General features: G+C 59.9%; 12 protein-coding genes. 1 reads left to right on the top strand and 11 read right to left on the bottom strand.

Annotated features, from left to right (window positions below):
* Position 1 precedes the first annotated feature (1 nt).
* The 3 genes from CUU80_RS10280 to CUU80_RS10270 all read right to left on the bottom strand — a co-directional run bounded on the left by CUU80_RS10280 (position 2) and on the right by CUU80_RS10270 (position 4,444).
* Complete coding sequence (locus tag CUU80_RS10280) at positions 2-1,564, bottom strand: RNA/DNA-binding domain-containing protein (RefSeq protein WP_100497242.1); 1,563 nt, start codon at positions 1,562-1,564, stop codon at positions 2-4.
* 277 nt (positions 1,565-1,841) lie between these two features.
* The gene (locus tag CUU80_RS10275; protein WP_100497241.1) at positions 1,842-2,828 is read right to left on the bottom strand and encodes a purine nucleoside phosphorylase YfiH/LACC1 family protein; all 987 of its coding nucleotides are present in this window, start codon (positions 2,826-2,828) and stop codon (positions 1,842-1,844) included.
* Positions 2,829-2,830: 2 nt separating this feature from the next.
* Entirely contained in the window at positions 2,831-4,444 is a 1,614-nt protein-coding gene (locus CUU80_RS10270) for a peptidase U32 family protein (protein ID WP_165775934.1), read from the bottom strand.
* 112 nt (positions 4,445-4,556) lie between these two features.
* On the opposite strand from CUU80_RS10270, the gene trmD reads away from it, so the two are divergent.
* Entirely contained in the window at positions 4,557-5,390 is an 834-nt protein-coding gene (gene trmD, locus CUU80_RS10265) for a tRNA (guanosine(37)-N1)-methyltransferase TrmD (protein ID WP_100497239.1), read from the top strand.
* Between the two features lie 28 nt (positions 5,391-5,418).
* Here trmD and rsmD read toward each other — a convergent pair whose 3' ends face one another.
* From rsmD to CUU80_RS10225, 8 genes are all read right to left on the bottom strand, one after another.
* Complete coding sequence (gene rsmD, locus CUU80_RS10260; protein WP_165775933.1) at positions 5,419-5,994, bottom strand: 16S rRNA (guanine(966)-N(2))-methyltransferase RsmD; 576 nt, start codon at positions 5,992-5,994, stop codon at positions 5,419-5,421.
* Between the two features lie 27 nt (positions 5,995-6,021).
* A complete protein-coding gene (locus CUU80_RS10255; protein WP_207760120.1) occupies positions 6,022-6,870 on the bottom strand; it encodes an ABC transporter ATP-binding protein in 849 nt (282 codons plus the stop codon).
* Between the two features lie 103 nt (positions 6,871-6,973).
* Complete coding sequence (locus CUU80_RS10250; RefSeq protein WP_207760119.1) at positions 6,974-8,095, bottom strand: taurine ABC transporter substrate-binding protein; 1,122 nt, start codon at positions 8,093-8,095, stop codon at positions 6,974-6,976.
* 43 nt (positions 8,096-8,138) lie between these two features.
* Complete coding sequence (locus CUU80_RS10245) at positions 8,139-9,071, bottom strand: ABC transporter permease (RefSeq protein ID WP_100497238.1); 933 nt, start codon at positions 9,069-9,071, stop codon at positions 8,139-8,141.
* A 57-nt stretch (positions 9,072-9,128) separates the two neighbouring features.
* Positions 9,129-10,772 (bottom strand): MFS transporter, encoded by a 1,644-nt coding sequence (locus CUU80_RS10240; protein WP_165775932.1) that lies wholly within the window; start codon positions 10,770-10,772, stop codon positions 9,129-9,131.
* Between the two features lie 49 nt (positions 10,773-10,821).
* Positions 10,822-12,558 (bottom strand): amidohydrolase, encoded by a 1,737-nt coding sequence (locus CUU80_RS10235; RefSeq protein ID WP_165775931.1) that lies wholly within the window; start codon positions 12,556-12,558, stop codon positions 10,822-10,824.
* A 265-nt stretch (positions 12,559-12,823) separates the two neighbouring features.
* Positions 12,824-13,954 (bottom strand): iron-containing alcohol dehydrogenase family protein, encoded by a 1,131-nt coding sequence (locus CUU80_RS10230; protein ID WP_100497235.1) that lies wholly within the window; start codon positions 13,952-13,954, stop codon positions 12,824-12,826.
* 30 nt (positions 13,955-13,984) lie between these two features.
* Complete coding sequence (locus CUU80_RS10225; RefSeq protein ID WP_100497234.1) at positions 13,985-15,346, bottom strand: aminotransferase class III-fold pyridoxal phosphate-dependent enzyme; 1,362 nt, start codon at positions 15,344-15,346, stop codon at positions 13,985-13,987.
* Between the last annotated feature and the right edge of the window lie 269 nt (positions 15,347-15,615).

The following is a 15,615-nucleotide window of genomic DNA, read 5'->3' as shown; positions in this document are numbered from 1 at the left end:
CTTATCCGTGAATCTCAGAAGCAATCCTATTAATTTGGTCCTTGTACGCCTCGTAAGTTCGTAAATTCAACTTTGGAGTACTCACATACCGACGGTTGCGGGTTTTGCCTTCCACCTTCAGTTGTCCTTCTTCGACCAAAGTATTCAGCTGCTTACGCACCATACGCACATCAACACCGGTATCCTTAACAACTTGAGGAACAGTCACCATCCCTCTTGCTTTCACCTGCCGTCCAACTGACATAAAAATCGCCCAAATCGGATCCAATTGCCTATACGGCGGTTCGTTACCCGTGCTCATGCCCTCTTCAACACGTGCGCCCATAACAGCATCTGGCACAGACGCGACCTGCTCTTTTTGAGACGTCCTCGCACCAGTATTTGTTGAGATATCAGAGCGCTTCACCGGTATTGTTGCAGTAAAAATATCTCCATCCACAAATTCCGGTTCAACACCCGTATACAGCTCCGACGCTTTGACGAGATTGCGTAAACCACTGCCAAGTTTCTCTGCAATACCAGTTTGCAGCAAAACATCAGCAATAATCGGATTCTTCGGCATGGGAGTGAACTCACCCAGCTTCATACGACCTTCAAAAAACGATCGCGACGCATTGATGGTACGAATCGATTGCCCATCCATAATGATGCGGGCCACAACCGGACTGGAATATTCACGATGCATCAGGCTGTTGGCCACCAGCTCTCTGGCGATAATTTCACGCGGACTTGTGCGTTTGCCCCTCTCCAAAGCAAATCTATCCGGCAAATACTTCTTGATGAAATCAACAAGCTGATCGTAAGCATCAAACAGATTGGTCCGAACCATAAGGCGATCATCATAACGATCTTCATCATGCTGCCGCACAATTGCATCGGTCACGTATGCCGGGCATATCGAGGAAATCACCTCATCCTTTCCCAACAACAACACTGCGGCAAGGTTGAAGCCCTCTTCGCCTGTCACGTAATCACGGTCATAAAGCTTTGCGCTGCGAAACAGCTCATCGTTCGACATCGTCGCCCACGGATGACCGGCACGTTGGGCCACAGCCATATTCCGCATCCGCGCAATTAAATCAGCACGCAGATCAAAGGGAGTTACATATCGGAAAATACGACGTTCCGAGTAATAGTTCTGCTTGCGAATGTACATCTGGCTGATTTGAATATCACCATCGATACGCACATCCGTATCTGCCACACGGTCATATACCACATTCTTGAATCGGATTACCGATGAGCTCGGTGAAACCCATATGCGTACCACCGTGCGACCGTCATATGCAATATGTTCTGTTTCTATCGTCGGCGCCGGCGAAAAAAGTTTGTGATTATTTGCCACATTCGCAATGTTGCGTTCGATCTCCGCAACACGTTGTCCATCGACACCGGATACCGAACCATCATCTTCGATGCCAAGATAGATGTCGCCGCCCATTCGATTGGAAAAAGAACATACGGTCTCGAATGTATCCGCATGGGGAATATCACTGCATCGTTTAAATTCCACCGTGGATGTTTCCCCGTTGCGAAGCACCTGAGTTAATTCATCCGGTGTCACTTCTTTCCCCTCTCATCGCTACATGCATTACGGCATAATTAGTGCAATTATAGCAGAAATGCTCTAATTTATTGTAAATAATTATGCGAATTGGTCTTCCGGCACATAAAAATCGAGGAAATTATGCAAAAATGCTCGAATATTTATTATAATTCGAGCATTTTTGCATTAATTGCATTAATTAATTAGATTACCTCATTATGCATTGCGCATACGTCTGCGGAGAACGCCGCCCGATCCCTCGGACCTCCTTGCCAGACAGCCCAACCACCCGTTATTAGTGGCGGACGATGAGGGCGAGGAGGCGACCTTCGTGAGGCTTGCCGGCGAGCGCAGCGCGACGATGCGAATACCATAGCGGGTTTTCAAGCGTGCACATGCTGCGGTTGATGTGCTGAATACGCTCGGCCAGATCTTCCGGACCTTCACCGTCGGTTCGGCACAGTTCGGCCAGTTCGGCGTCGGCTTCCAGATATTCGGTGGCGGCGTGGACGCGCGGCATGGAGTCGACGATCTGATGCACGCCAGCGAACGAAAGGTCGATCATCGCTGCTTCGGCAATGTCGATGCCGGCACCACCGAAACGGGTGGTCGTTTTGGTCAGCGGGAATCGCTTGACGAAAGTGTCGGCGATATCGTCGCCCACTTCGTAGCAGTCGCCGCAAATACGCGGGCCCAGTGTGGCGATGATGCTCGCCGGATCGGCACCCTTCAATTTCATCAGTTCGACGGTGGCTTCGATCACCCCGCGCTCAAGTCCACGGCGGCCGCAGTGCGCGGCACCGATAACGCCGGTGACCGGGTCTGCCATGAGTACCGGCAGACAGTCGGCGGCGAACATACCCAAAGCGATGCCGGTCTGGGAGGTCACCTGACCGTCCGCTTCGATGACGAACGGCTCGTTGCCGTCGGTTACGCCGTGCGTACCGGAAGTGTCAAAGCCGAACGGAGCGTTGGGCTGGAAGGCTTCGTCAATATCGGTGGCGACGCCGGAATGCACCTGGCTGACCAAAGACAGCCGCGCGCCGACCGCTTCGGACAGGGCGATGCGATTGGACAGTACTGCTTCGGGATCGTCGCCGGACTTGCCGCCGAGGTTGAGGTTGCCGTATGCGCCGGTGCTCAGACCTCCAAGTCGCGTGGTGTAGACCACGGTGATGCCGGGGGCGAGCGCGATCGGAATGGTCACCGGAATGGGCCGGCCGGCTTTGTCGGTGGAGCTGATGGCGTTGGAATCAAGGATTTCGTCGTGGTATTCACTCATGATTATTCGGCTTTCAACGTGGGCTTTTTGGTGCGGGATCGGATTGCGGCGTTGATGGGTACCGGGTGCGGACAGGGCATCGAGAATACATGGGCCGGATTGTTGATGGCGGTAACCGGCAAACCGTCCGAGTCTCGAAGGCCGGATTCCGGCACGGTGAAGACCAACGGGCGTTCGCCGGGCAGCAGGAATTCTACTTCCTGACCGGGCTCGATCTTGTTGCGGCTCATCAGCGTCACGCGGCCGCCTTCGTCCGAGTTCCAGCTCAGTACTTCGCCGACCACCATCCAGGAGCGGAAGTAGGCGGAGCGGTCGGTGTTCTGCGTCACCTTGTGTTCCGGATAGTAGAAGCCGGTGGAATAGTCGCGGTGGGCCACCTTGTCGGTTTCCTCCAGCAGCCATTCGGGCAGTTCGACGTGCGGGGCGGGGCGGACGGCGGCGTGTTGCCAGTCGGTTTCGATGGTTTCCGCCGCTGTGTTGGACTTGCGGCGAGTGGAGCGGGCGCGGTAGCTCAAGTTGTCCGGCTCGGCGGTCGGGTCGGATTTCGCGGGGGCGGCTTGCGCAGCGGATTGCGCAGTGGATTCCGCAGTGGATTCCGCAGTGGCACCGAGCTGTTCATAGCCTTCGTCGGACACACCGGAGAAGGCGGCGTCGGCATTGCGCATCACCGCATCTTCGGCGTTCGGATTGCCGAAATCAGGGTCGCCGGGGCGAATCACCTGATCATGGAAAGGCCGTAATACCGTACCGTCGGCGGACTCGAAGCCGCGCTGAATCATGTATTCGTTCACCGCGGTCTTGTAGGCGTTGGTCATCGCTGCGATGTAGTACGCGCTTTTCGCGCGACCTTCGATCTTAAGGCTCGTGGCGCCGGAGTCGATGAGATCGTCGAGGTGCCCAAGCATGTTCATATCCTGCGAGTTGAACAGGTAGGCACCGTCCTTGGTCTGTTCGATCGGGAAGTACTGGCCGGGACGTTTCTCCTCCACAATCGAATATTTCCAACGGCAGGGCTGCGCGCATTCGCCGTGATTGCCGTCGCGGCCGGTCAGATAGTTGGAGAACAGGCAGCGGCCGGAGAAGGCCATGCACATTGCGCCATGCACGAAGCATTCGATGTCGAGATCGTCGGGAATGTTCGCGCGAATGTCGCGTACGGCCTGCAGATCCATCTCACGGGCCAGCACCACACGGCGAGCGCCCAGCTCGTAGAACGCGTTGGCGGCCTGATAATTGGTCACGCCAGCCTGCGTGGAAACATGCAGCTCCAGATTCGGGGCGACTTGGCGGGCCATCAGCATCACACCGATGTCGGAGACGATCAATGCGTCCACGCCGGTGTCTTTGAGCTGGCCGACGTATTCGCGCAGCGCTTCGATCTCGTTGTTGCGCGGCAGCACATTGCAGGTCACGTAGACGCGGGCACCGCGCTCATGGGCGTAGCGGGAGCCCTCCTCGAAGTCTTCAAGACTCAGGTTCTTGGGCGCCGAGCGCATGCCGAACGCCTTGCCGCCGCAGTAGACGGCGTCCGCACCGTAATCGACCGCGGTTTTCAGTCCGCGCAGGTTGCCGGCCGGAGATAGTACTTCCGGCTTCTTGCGTGTGGGGATTCTCATCGTCGTATTCATCAGGGCAATAGTGTAACGACCGGCCTGTAAGGCGTTGCGCGCACAGCGCCCTTACCGCTGCAGGATTGATTATGGACGGGTGCCGGTAGGGTTATGTGGCATGAAGATCGATATCGTGAGCGTGTTCCCCGAATATTTCGAGGTGCTGAATCTGAGCCTGATGGGCAAGGCCCAATCCAAGGGACTGCTGGAAATCACCGCGCATAATTTGCGTGACTGGACCCACGATGTGCATCATTCGGTGGACGATACGCCGGTCGGCGGCGGTGCCGGCATGGTGATGAAGCCGGAAGTGTGGGCGGAGTGCCTTGACGAACTGCTGGGGCTTGCCGATGCGGCCGGGACCGCGGCACAGCCGACTTCCGAAACCTCATCCGCTGCCCCGGTACTGATTTTCCCGAATCCGTCCGCTCCCCTGTTCACCCAGCGTGACGCCACCGAACTGAGTCGCACTGAGCATCTGTTGTTCGGCTGCGGGCGGTACGAGGGGTACGACTCCCGCATTCCCGACTATTACCGTGCGCAGGGCATCGATGTGCGCGAATATTCCATCGGCGATTATGTACTGAACGGCGGCGAGGTGGCGGTATCGGTGATGCTTGAGGCCATCACTCGCCTGATGCCGGGATTCATGGGCAATCCGGATTCGATTGTGGAGGAATCCTACACCGGCGAAGGCGCGCTGCTGGAGCATCGCCAGTACACGAAGCCGGCAGTGTGGCGCGGCATCTCAGTGCCGGAGGTATTGCTTTCCGGCGACCACGGCAAGGTCGATCGCTTCCGCCGCGACGAAGAGCTGGCCCGCACCAACGAGATTCGTCCGGATCTGATCGCCAGGCTTGACTGCAAGGCGTTGGACAAGGCCGACCGTAAAACGTTGATGGCATTGGGCTGGGAGGTTTCCGCCGCCCATCCGCGCAAGTTGGACCGTTAGTATTCGAGTATTCGCTACTCGCTAATCGCTACTCGGCAATCGGTTCGATGTAGAACACGGCGGTTTCGCCGTAGTTGCGCCGCTCGGTGATCTCCCACCCCACGGGCGCAACGGGGTCGTCGGAGCGAATCGAGCGTTCGAGCATGATCACCGTGCGATCGTCGGTGGCGTTGCCGGCCGCCAGGTCGGCAAGCAATTGGTTGCAGGCGTCGGTTGCGAAGGCGTACGGCGGGTCAATGAAAATCACGTCGAATGCCTCGCCGAAGCCACCTGCCACAGCCTCGGCCTTTTTCACCAGCACGCGAGCGCGCAAATCCTCGTTCCATGAACGATGCTTCTTCAGATCAGCCAACGTTTTGGCGATCAGCGCGGCCGCCGGACGCGAACTTTCCACAGCCACCAACTCACGCGCGCCTCGGCTCAACGCCTCGATGCCGAGTGCGCCGGTGCCGGCGAACAGATCCAGCACGCGGGCATCGTCCAGCACTCCCCACGAGTCAAGGTGCGAGAAAATGGCTTCCTTGGTGCGATCGGTGGTGGGCCGGGTGCCGGTTTTCGGGGTGGCCAGTGCCATGCCTTTGAATCGTCCTGAAATTACGCGCATGGCCACCAGCTTAGCCGTTGCTTGCAACTACTCCTGATCGTCCTGCACGTAGATGGCTTGAGTGATCTCCTCGCGCAGCTGCACGAATTCCGGGGTGGCACGCACCTTTTCCATGTTGTCCGGATCGTCGGGATCGCGCGGGATGGTGATCGGAATATCCATCTTCACAGTGCCCGGATGCGCGCTCATCACGATCACGCGCGTGGCGAGGAAAATCGCCTCATCCACGCTGTGGGTGATGAAGAACACGGTGCTGTGGCGTTCGCGCCAGATGCGCAGCAGCTCGTTCTGCAGCTTTTCACGGGTCAAGGCGTCCAGAGCACCGTACGGCTCGTCCATCAGAATCAGGTCCGGTTCGGTGGCCAGCACGCGTGCGATCTGCGCACGCTGCTGCATACCACCGGAAAGCTCATAGGGGCGACGGTCGGCGGCAGAGGTCAGGCCTACCAATTCAAGGAAATGATCGGCCTTCTCCTTGCGCTCCGCAGCCGGCACGCCTTGCATCTTCATGCCGAATTCCACGTTTTTGCGCACGGTGAGCCACGGGTACAGCGGCGGCTTTTGGAAGACCACGCCACGCTTGGGGCTTGGACCGTCAATGACCACGCCGCCGGAGACCAGTTCGCCGTCGGTGGGCTTCTCGAATCCGGCGAGCATGTTGAGCAGCGTGGTTTTGCCACAGCCGGAGCGGCCGACCACACAGATGAAATCATGCTTGTTGATGGTCAGGTTGATGTCGTGCAGTGCGGTGACTTCGTCGCCCTGCTGGGTGGTGAAGCGCTTGTTGACGCCACGGATGTCCACGGCCACGCCTTGGTCGTCCATCGTCTTCTTTTCGGTGAGCTCGCCCCACGTGAGCACGTTGTTGTTCGCCATGATAGGTCCTTTCGCTATGGGCGGCCGGTGTCACGAACCGCCCAGTCAACTTCGCTGACATCGCCTTCCCCGCAAGAAAGGCGGAATGCGAATCATCTCTTCGCTATTGCTTGGCCACCTGGTCGATGGCGTCGGTGTAGAGCACGCTTGCGTAGTCGCCGCTCACCTTGTCCAAGCTGCCTTGGGTTTTCAGGAATTCGGCGGTGGCCTTGAAGATGCCGGGAAGCTGGCCGTGGAAGATGTCGCTTTGGTCCTTGGCCTGCGGATAGGTGTATCCGGCGAACTGCTTCTTCACGTCATCGACCGAGTTGCCGAGAATCGTGGAGATGGATTCCGCGGAGTCGTCTTCCTTGCTGGAGATCAGGCCGGCGGCATAGTTCTCCACCGCGGTCCAGGTTTCCATGACTTTCGGGTTGGCTTTGATGAAGGAGTCTGTGGCGAGTTCCATATCGTAGGTGGCGGAACCGGTTTTGGCGGTGGCGGCGCTGGAGGTCACAATGGTGCCGCCGTCCGCCTTCAACTTGCTCAGGACCGGGTCCCACACCCAGGCCGCGTCGATCTCGCCACGGGTCCATGCGGCGGACATCTTGTCTGGGTCGAGGTTGATGAGGTTCACGCTGGTTTCGTTCATCCCCGCATTGTGCAGGGCGGAGAGCAGCGAGAAGTGCGACGTGGAGCCGAACGGCACGGCGATGTTCTTGCCGGCCAAGTCTTTGATGGACTTGTAGTCGCTGCCGCGGGCCACCAGAGATTCGGCGTCGCCGATGATGTCGTGAATCCAGATCACCTTCACCGGCAGGTTCAGCGGAGCGGACGCCGCCCGCACCGCCGGAGAGGAGCCGGCCAGACCGATGTCCAGCGAGTTGGAGCCGAAGGCCTGAATCACGTCGCCGCCGGAGTTGAACTGGCTCCACTGGATCGTGGCGTTCGGCAGACAGGCTTCCAGAAGGCCCTTGTCTTTGACGATCAGATCCGCGTTCGGAATGGCCTGCCATGCGATGCGGATGGTGCCGGTGAAGTCCTCGTTCTTGGCACCCTCCACCGGGCAGTCGGTGACGGCCGCCCCTGAAGTGTTGCCGACCAGTTCGTCTGCGGTGGGCATTTTCGCGCAACCGGCAAGGCTGGTGAGCAACGTAGCGGAAACCAGCAATGCACCAATCTTACGGATTGTTTCACGGCGTGTTCCACGAATGCCAAGCATTGTTCCACAGGTTGTTTCACGCATGTTCGATTCCTCTCTTATGACTACTCGGATGCTCACGCGAGCGTTATTCCTTGCCAACCCACGGAGTTACCAGATGGGTGATGCCCAGAATCAGCCAGTCGAGCAGCAGCGCCGCGATGCCGATCACGAAGATGCAGGCGATGGTCAACGGCGTATTGAGCTCAGTACCGGAGAGGTAGGCCAGCGCGCCGATGCCGGGGATGCCGTTGTTGAGCTCGGCGGCCACCACGGTGGTCCATGCGAAGCCGATGGCCAGTCGAATGCCGTTCATAATGGACGGCAGGGCGCTCGGGAAGACCACGAACAGGAACGCCTTGGGCCGAGATGCGCCGAGGGACAGCGCCGAGTTGACGCGATCGCGGTTCACGCTGTTGATGCCGTCGACGGTGGCCAGCACGATCGGCGGGAATGCGGCCAGGAACAGCAGCCAGATCTTGGTGGTGTCGCCGATGCCGAACCAGACGATCAAGAGGCCAATGTAGCCCAGCGGCGGCAGGGCACGAATGAAGTTGATGTACGGCAGGATGATGCGGTTCAGCCAGCCGATCTCGGCCAGAATGAAGCCCACCAGCACGCCGACCACAATGCCCAAAGCCATGCCGACGCCGATACGCTCCAGAGAGACGACCAGATGCTGCCAGAGGAAGTACTGCTGCTCACCGCAGACGATACGCGAGGAGCCTTCCGACGCCGGCCGGCAGCTGTTGGCCTCGATGAACGCGTCCCACACGGCTTTGGGGCCGGGCAGGTACAGCGAGTTGATGAGTCCGGCCGAAGTGACCGCCCACCATACGGCGATCAGCAGTACGAGGGAGATAATCGGCTGGATTTTCTTCGACTTCATCCATGCCGGCATTGGCTTGCGCTTGGCAGTGGCCTCGCCTTCCACAATCGAGGTGCCGGCCACTGCGGTACCGGCCACCACCGGAGTCGGGGCACCGGTCGTATCGGGAGTCGGTGTTGTTGCATCGCTCATAATCGTCTCTCCTTGTTATCTCAGGTTCTTCTCGTCGGCCCGGTTTCTCGCCGAACGTCACCGGTCGTCTGCCGCTGCCCCCTGCGGATCGCGAATCGCCACTCCCGTACGGGCGGACAGTTCGCGGGCCTTGTCGAGTTCGTGGAAGTCAGGCCATTCGATCGTGCTGCCTTCCGGAGTGACACCGGTGGGAGTGATGCCTTCGTACTTGACGAGCAGCCGCGCCTCGTCACCGGTCAGGCCCTTGCGCTTGACGCGCAGCACCTCGACGTTGTAGAGCACACGGTCGCGGCTTAAGGGATAGATCACGACCAAGCACACGAACGTGAGCAGGAAGAACACGCCCGGCACCAAAGTCGCCACGTTGTACAGCGCGGCTTTGGTCGCCGTGGACTGCACCGCGGTGGCACCGGACTGGTATCCCACCCAATCGAGGGATAGGCCGGCCAGCTCGCCGGCGACAGCCTGACCGATCTTGCGGGCGAACGAGTAGCAGGAGAAGCAGGTCGCCTCCTCGCGGGTGTCTCTGGTGACTTCGATATCGTCGATCACGTCGGTGATCATGGCCCAGATCACGAGGTTGAAGCCCATCAGCGCGAAGTACATGAACACTGCGCCGATCAGGAACACCATGCCGTTGCGGGTTTGGATCACGAACAGCAGCAACATGGCGATGGCACCGAGCGCCGAAGCGAACGAGCAGATCGTCTTGCGACCGAAGCGCTTGGTCAGAGGCTTGACGAACGGCACCACCAGGAACATCACCGCCGTGCCGAGCAGACCGGAGATCGAGGCGAGCGCCGCCGAACCGAACACGTCGGTGTACACGTAGGTCATCAGCTGGTTGCTGAACAGCTGGGCCACGAGCAGGCTGAGCGCGGCCGCCACGATGCCGAGCATCGAGCGGGAGGAGAAGGCGTTGGCGATCATGTGGATCGGCGAACGCTTCTCCCCTTCCTTCGCGTTCTGATCCGGGTCGGGGTGCACGCGTTCGGTGACGTTGAAGTAGCAGATCACGTAGCCGATGAACGCGGCGATGGATACGACGGCCGCCACGATGGAGAAGATGTGCGTGCCGTCGCCGCCGCGAATCACCTGATGGCCGTTCACCTTCTGGTAGATGACGATCGGGGCCACGATGCCGAGGATCAGGCCGCCGATGGTGCCACCCATGCTGCGCATGGTGGACAGGCTGGTACGGTCGTCGGCGTCGGCGGAAATCGTGGAGGCCAGAGAGCCGAACGGGATGTTGACGCAGGAGTAGAAGAAGCACCACACCACGTAGGTGATGGACATGTAGACGATCTTGACCCACATGGCGGCGTCGATGGCGAAGGTCTGGTACATCAGGAAGGACAGCAGCACCAATGGCGCGGTGAAACGCATCATGGTCACGCGGAACTTGCCGCCCGGATGGTCCTTGGAGCGATCGACCACCACGCCGACGGTCACGTCCATCACCGCGTCGAGCAGACGGGCAAGCAGGAACAGCGTGCCGACGATGGTGCCGGGAACACCCATCACCTTGGTGTAGAAGATCATGAACCAGGTGCCGGCGAACACGAACATGAAGTCCGTGCCGAAGTCGCCGCACATGTATCCGATTTTGTCTCGCCAACCGAATGGCCGGACGTCAGGCGCGCTTGCCTTCGATGCCGTATCCGATGGTGCCGCCTTGGCAGTGCTGTGTGTCTTTCCCATAACGATGCCTCTCTTATCGTTGCGTGCCGGCGCAGTTAGCGCTCGGCGCTTATGCCGTCCAAACCGTGGTTCCTTCCTTGATGGTTTCGAGTACATGGAGTTTGCGGACGCGAACCGCGGCTTCGGCCCGGTCCTGCTGCGGGTCATGCGGACCCGGCTGTGTCGACACGGCCAGCGGGTCCGTGTCAAGAATGGTCATGTCGGCGAGTTTGCCGGCTTCCAACGTGCCCTTGCGCGCTTCTTCGCCGTACTGGTAGGCGGCGTTGCGGGTGATGGCGCCGAACGCCTCCCATGCACCGACGCATTGCGTCTGGTCAAGCGCCACACCGTACTTGGTGACGCGGGTCATCGCACACCATGCGGCGAAGATGAGGTCCGGCGGCACGATCGGCGAATCGGTGTGGAAGGTGAAGGGAAGGTTGTAGCTCAGCGCATCGCGCACGGCGGAGATACGCGAGGCACGCTCGAATCCCAGGTTCTTGATGTGGGCGTCGCCCCAGAACCAGCAGTGGGACACGAAGATGGAAGGAATCATGTGCACTGCGGCCATGCGCGCATACTGGTCGCGACGGGTGAGCTGGCAGTGAACCATCACCGGGCGCAGGTCGAATTTGTCGGGCTTGCTACTGGCACGGTAGGCGGCGGTGTACTGGGTGAGGAACTGTTCGCTGGCGGCGTCGCCGTTACAGTGGGCCATCACCTTCCAGCCGCGTTCGAGGGCATGGTCGAGGAATGCGCGCATGGCTTCGTCGCTCAGGATGCCCGCGCCGCGGTAGCCGGCCGGCTCGCTGGCGTTGGCATTGGCGTGCGCGGATGCCGGCAGCGGCCGGTACGGTTCGCTCAGCCACGCGCCACGGGCTTGCGGAGAGCCGTCCACGAACAGTTTCACGCCACCGAAACGCAGGTGGTTCAAGTATTGGATGCCTTCGCTGGTGCCGCCGCTGGCATAGGAGCCGACGGAGTCGAACACGGCATCGAGGTCCTGTCCCATCATCGGGTAGCAGGTCAGGTCGAGCTTCAGCGTGTGGGCTTCAGCCAGTTTGACGAACCGTTCGGCATATCCGGGGGCCGTCGCGCCATCCTGGCAAGTGGTGATGCCATGGGAGGCGTATTCGTCTTGAATTGCGCCGACGAGTCCTTCAATACCTTGCTTCGGCATCACGGCCGGGTGCATGAGAATAGGCATGATCGCCGGGGTTTCGGCGAAGTAGCCGTTGAGTTCGCCGTTGTCGTCGCGGCCGTACACGCCACCGGCCGGCACCTCGGCCTGCTCAAGGTCGAGGCCGATCAGCTTGAGCAATGCGGTGTTGCAGATGATGACATGTCCGGAAACGTGGGCGATCACCGTAGGCACGTCGCCGAGCAGGGCGTCGAGTACGTGACGGTCGGGGTGCACGCCTTCAGCCAGCTCGTTTTGGTCATAATTAAAGCCGTGCAGCACGCCGCCAGCGGGTAGCGGATGCGCGGCAAGGAACGTCTTGAGTCGGGTGCCGATTTCGGCGAAATCCGCACAGCCGGCCAGGTCGGCGTCCGTCAGACGCTGGCCCATGCCGGCGAAGTGCGAATGGGAGTCGATGAAGCCGGGCATCAGACATGCGCCAGCCAAATCGCGCTCTTCAGGGTGACGGGCACCCACGGTGACCATCGAACGAGCACGATCACGAGCCTGCTCAAGGTCGCCGGCGAAGACGATGTGGCCGCGGTCGTCCGTCAGCAGCGCTTCGACGGTTGCGTCGGGCGCTGTCATGGTGCGGATTGTGCCGCCGGTGTAGAGCGTTGCCATCATCGTCTCCTTGGTATTCTTACGTAGTCTTGCGGCCTTTGTGCGCAGAGCCGCGCGCCGCTCCCGCATCCGGAAACGATGCGGGAAGCGCGCAATGCCTCAGGTGATAGGTGAGTTGTACGGCCGGCAACCATCGATTCGGTTACGTAGCGCTTACGATTTGCGAACGCCGCGTTTCCGGTGGGTTACCAGCCGTTCACATACTGGACTCGGGATATACGGACCCGTTTGAGGTGGACAGCTCAGTCGCCCCGGTCGGCCCGGTCGGTCAGTCGGTTGCGGCGAGATGCTCGTACATCTCCTGCAGCATCTCGTCGGTGATTTCAACCGGGTTGTTGTACAGGTTCGGGTGTCGGCTGATGCGCACCAGATCGGCGATCTGGTCGGCGTTCAGGTTGAGGTCCTTGAGCCCCGTACGCAATCCCACCTTGACCTTGAGCTCGTGGATGGCGTCTGCCATGGCATCGACATCCTCGAAACCGATGGCGCGGGCGAACTCCTGCACGCGGCCATGCTGGGCGTCCTTATTGACGCGGGCGAACCAGTCCAACGTCAGGCCACAAGCCTCTCCGTGCGGAATGCCGTGAATATTGGTCAGCGGGAAGGAGCAGGCGTGGGAGGATGTGGTCTTTGGCAACGTGAACGCAAGGCCCGCGATCACCGAGGCTTCGCACATCTTCTGTCGGGCTTCGGCGTTGTCCGGCTCGGCCACGGCGATCGGCAGGTACTTGAAGACCAGCGGTGCGGCATGAATGGCACAGGCGTCGCAGATCGGCTGATGGCCCTTGCTCCAGTAGCCTTCGATCGCCTGGCTCAGCACATCCATGCCAGTGGAGGCGGTGACGTGCGGCGGTACCGAATAGGTCAGTTCCGGGTCGATGATGGCCACGGACGGGAAGAAGCCGTCGGAAACAATCGGTGCCTTCTTGCCAAGCACACGGTTGGTGAGCACCGAGACGCAGGTGACCTCGGAACCGGTGCCGGCGGTGGTCGGCACGGCGATAATCGGCAGATGCTCCTGCGGCATGGCCTTGCCGGTGCCGTGGTATTCGGTGATGGAGTCGTTCGTCAGCGCGATGCTGGCGGCCGACTTGGCGAGGTCCATCGCGCTGCCGCCGCCCATCGCGACAACGAACTTCAGGTGCTTGTCGCGGATCAGTGCGGCGGCTTTGTCCACTTCGGTGACGTCCGGGTTGGGCGAGAAGTCGGAGAAGATTTCAGTGATCGCACCTTCAGAATCCTTGACGATGCGCTCGGCGGTACCGTTTTGCGCGAACAGACGTTCAGAGACGAGCAAGCCACCTTCCGTCAGTCCCATTTCAGCGGCAACGTCCTTGATCTCACGTACGCGGCCGTTGCCGAAGCGGATAGCGACCGGCTGCTGGTAATCCCAAAGCATGATCGGTTTCCTTTCCTGCTGGAGCGCGGCTCAGTCGCAGAAGTTTTCGTCGACCCAAGTGAGGACTTCGTCCACCTTGGGCAGTTCGGCCTTGAGCTCTTCGGCCGTGATGGTCAGCGGCGGGCAGATGTTCACGTTGGTCTCACGGCCGAAGGTGAGGAAGCCCTTGTCCTTCAGGGCACCCATGATCTTGCCCATCACCGGGTTGGCGGTGTGGTACGGGCTCATCAGCTCGCGGGTCTCCTTGTTCTTCACGATGGTCATGGCGGAGAACAGGCCGATGCAGCGGGATTCGCCCACGCACTTGTGCTTGGCTTCCATCTCCTCAAGGAACGGCTTCAAAATGCCTTCCATCTCCTTGACATGACCGGCGATGTCGTGCTCGACGTAGTAGTTGACGGCGGCGACGCCGGCGGCGCAGGCCAGCGTATGGCCGGAGTAGGTCAGGCCGCACTGCAGCACGTGGTCGGTGAAGTAGTCGGAGATCTGCTTGGAGACCACCACGCCGCCCAGCGGCACATAACCGCAGGTGACGCCCTTGGCGAAGGTGAAGATATCGGGCTTGATGTCGAAGTTCTGCCAGGCGAACATCTTGCCGGTGCGGCACCAGCCGGCCATGACTTCGTCGCAGATCATCAGAATGCCGTACTTGTCGCACAGGGCGCGCACGCCTTCCATGTAGCCCTTGGGCGGCAGGATCACGCCGTTGGCGCCGACGATGGATTCCATCAGGATGGCGGCCACATCATCCGGGTTCTCGTAGATGAGCTGGTCTTCGAGGCGCTTCAAGTAGAGGGCGGTGACCTTGTCGTCGTCCTCGCCGCGGTTGAAGCCATCCTCATACATGTTCGGGTTCATGAAGTGCACGAAGCTCGGGGCCGCACCGCCGGCCTCGGTGGCGAAACGACGCCAGTCGCCGGAGGCGAAGGAGGCGCCCAGAGTGGAGCCGTGGTAGGAGCGGTAGCAGCTGAAGATCTTCTGGCGGCCGGTCACCATGCGGGCCATCTTGATGGCGTTCTCGTTGGAGTCGGCGCCGCCGTTGGTGAAGAACACGCGCTGGTAGAAGTCGTTGCCAGCCAGATCGACGATCATCTTGGCGAGCTTGGACTTCGGCTCGGAAGCGTAGGCCGGTGCCATGAAGCACATCTTATCGGCCTGATCCTTGATGGCGTCCACGATCTCCGGCAGTTCATGGCCGAGGTTGGAACACACGAGCAGGGACGACATGTCGGCATACTTGTTGCCGTCGTAATCGTAGACATAGATGCCCTTGGCGGACTTAACCGGCATCACCGGCTCGCCCTGCTTGTGCCAGGACTGCATCACATACTCGCGGTGCAGCTCGGCCACTTCTTCGCCGGTCAGTTCCTTGGTTGCCAGTGATTCGCTCATCGTCTCGTCCTTTCATGGGGCTTCGGGTAGCCGAATAGATGAGATCCAATAAGCAAAGAAATGTGCACGATACACAATCGAAACAATTGTTTCCGGTGCATCGTTTCGCGTTTCCTAGAAGTCATCCGCTCGGCGACTGCATGAAATCCTTGTGGATTCCTTGGTTGCTTTGCAGTCTACGAGCAGACAAGCTGATGTTCTATATCGCAGAACCTAAAGATGATTGTGCTCCAGCACAATCGGCGGGGGGGGTGAGGTTGGTTAGAGGT

Origin of the sequence: Bifidobacterium scaligerum (assembly GCF_002802865.1) — a bacterium.
Classification (GTDB): Bacteria; Actinomycetota; Actinomycetes; order Actinomycetales; family Bifidobacteriaceae; genus Bifidobacterium; species Bifidobacterium scaligerum.
Note: the sequence above shows the minus strand (reverse complement) of the source record. Positions and strands in the feature narration are given on the sequence as shown.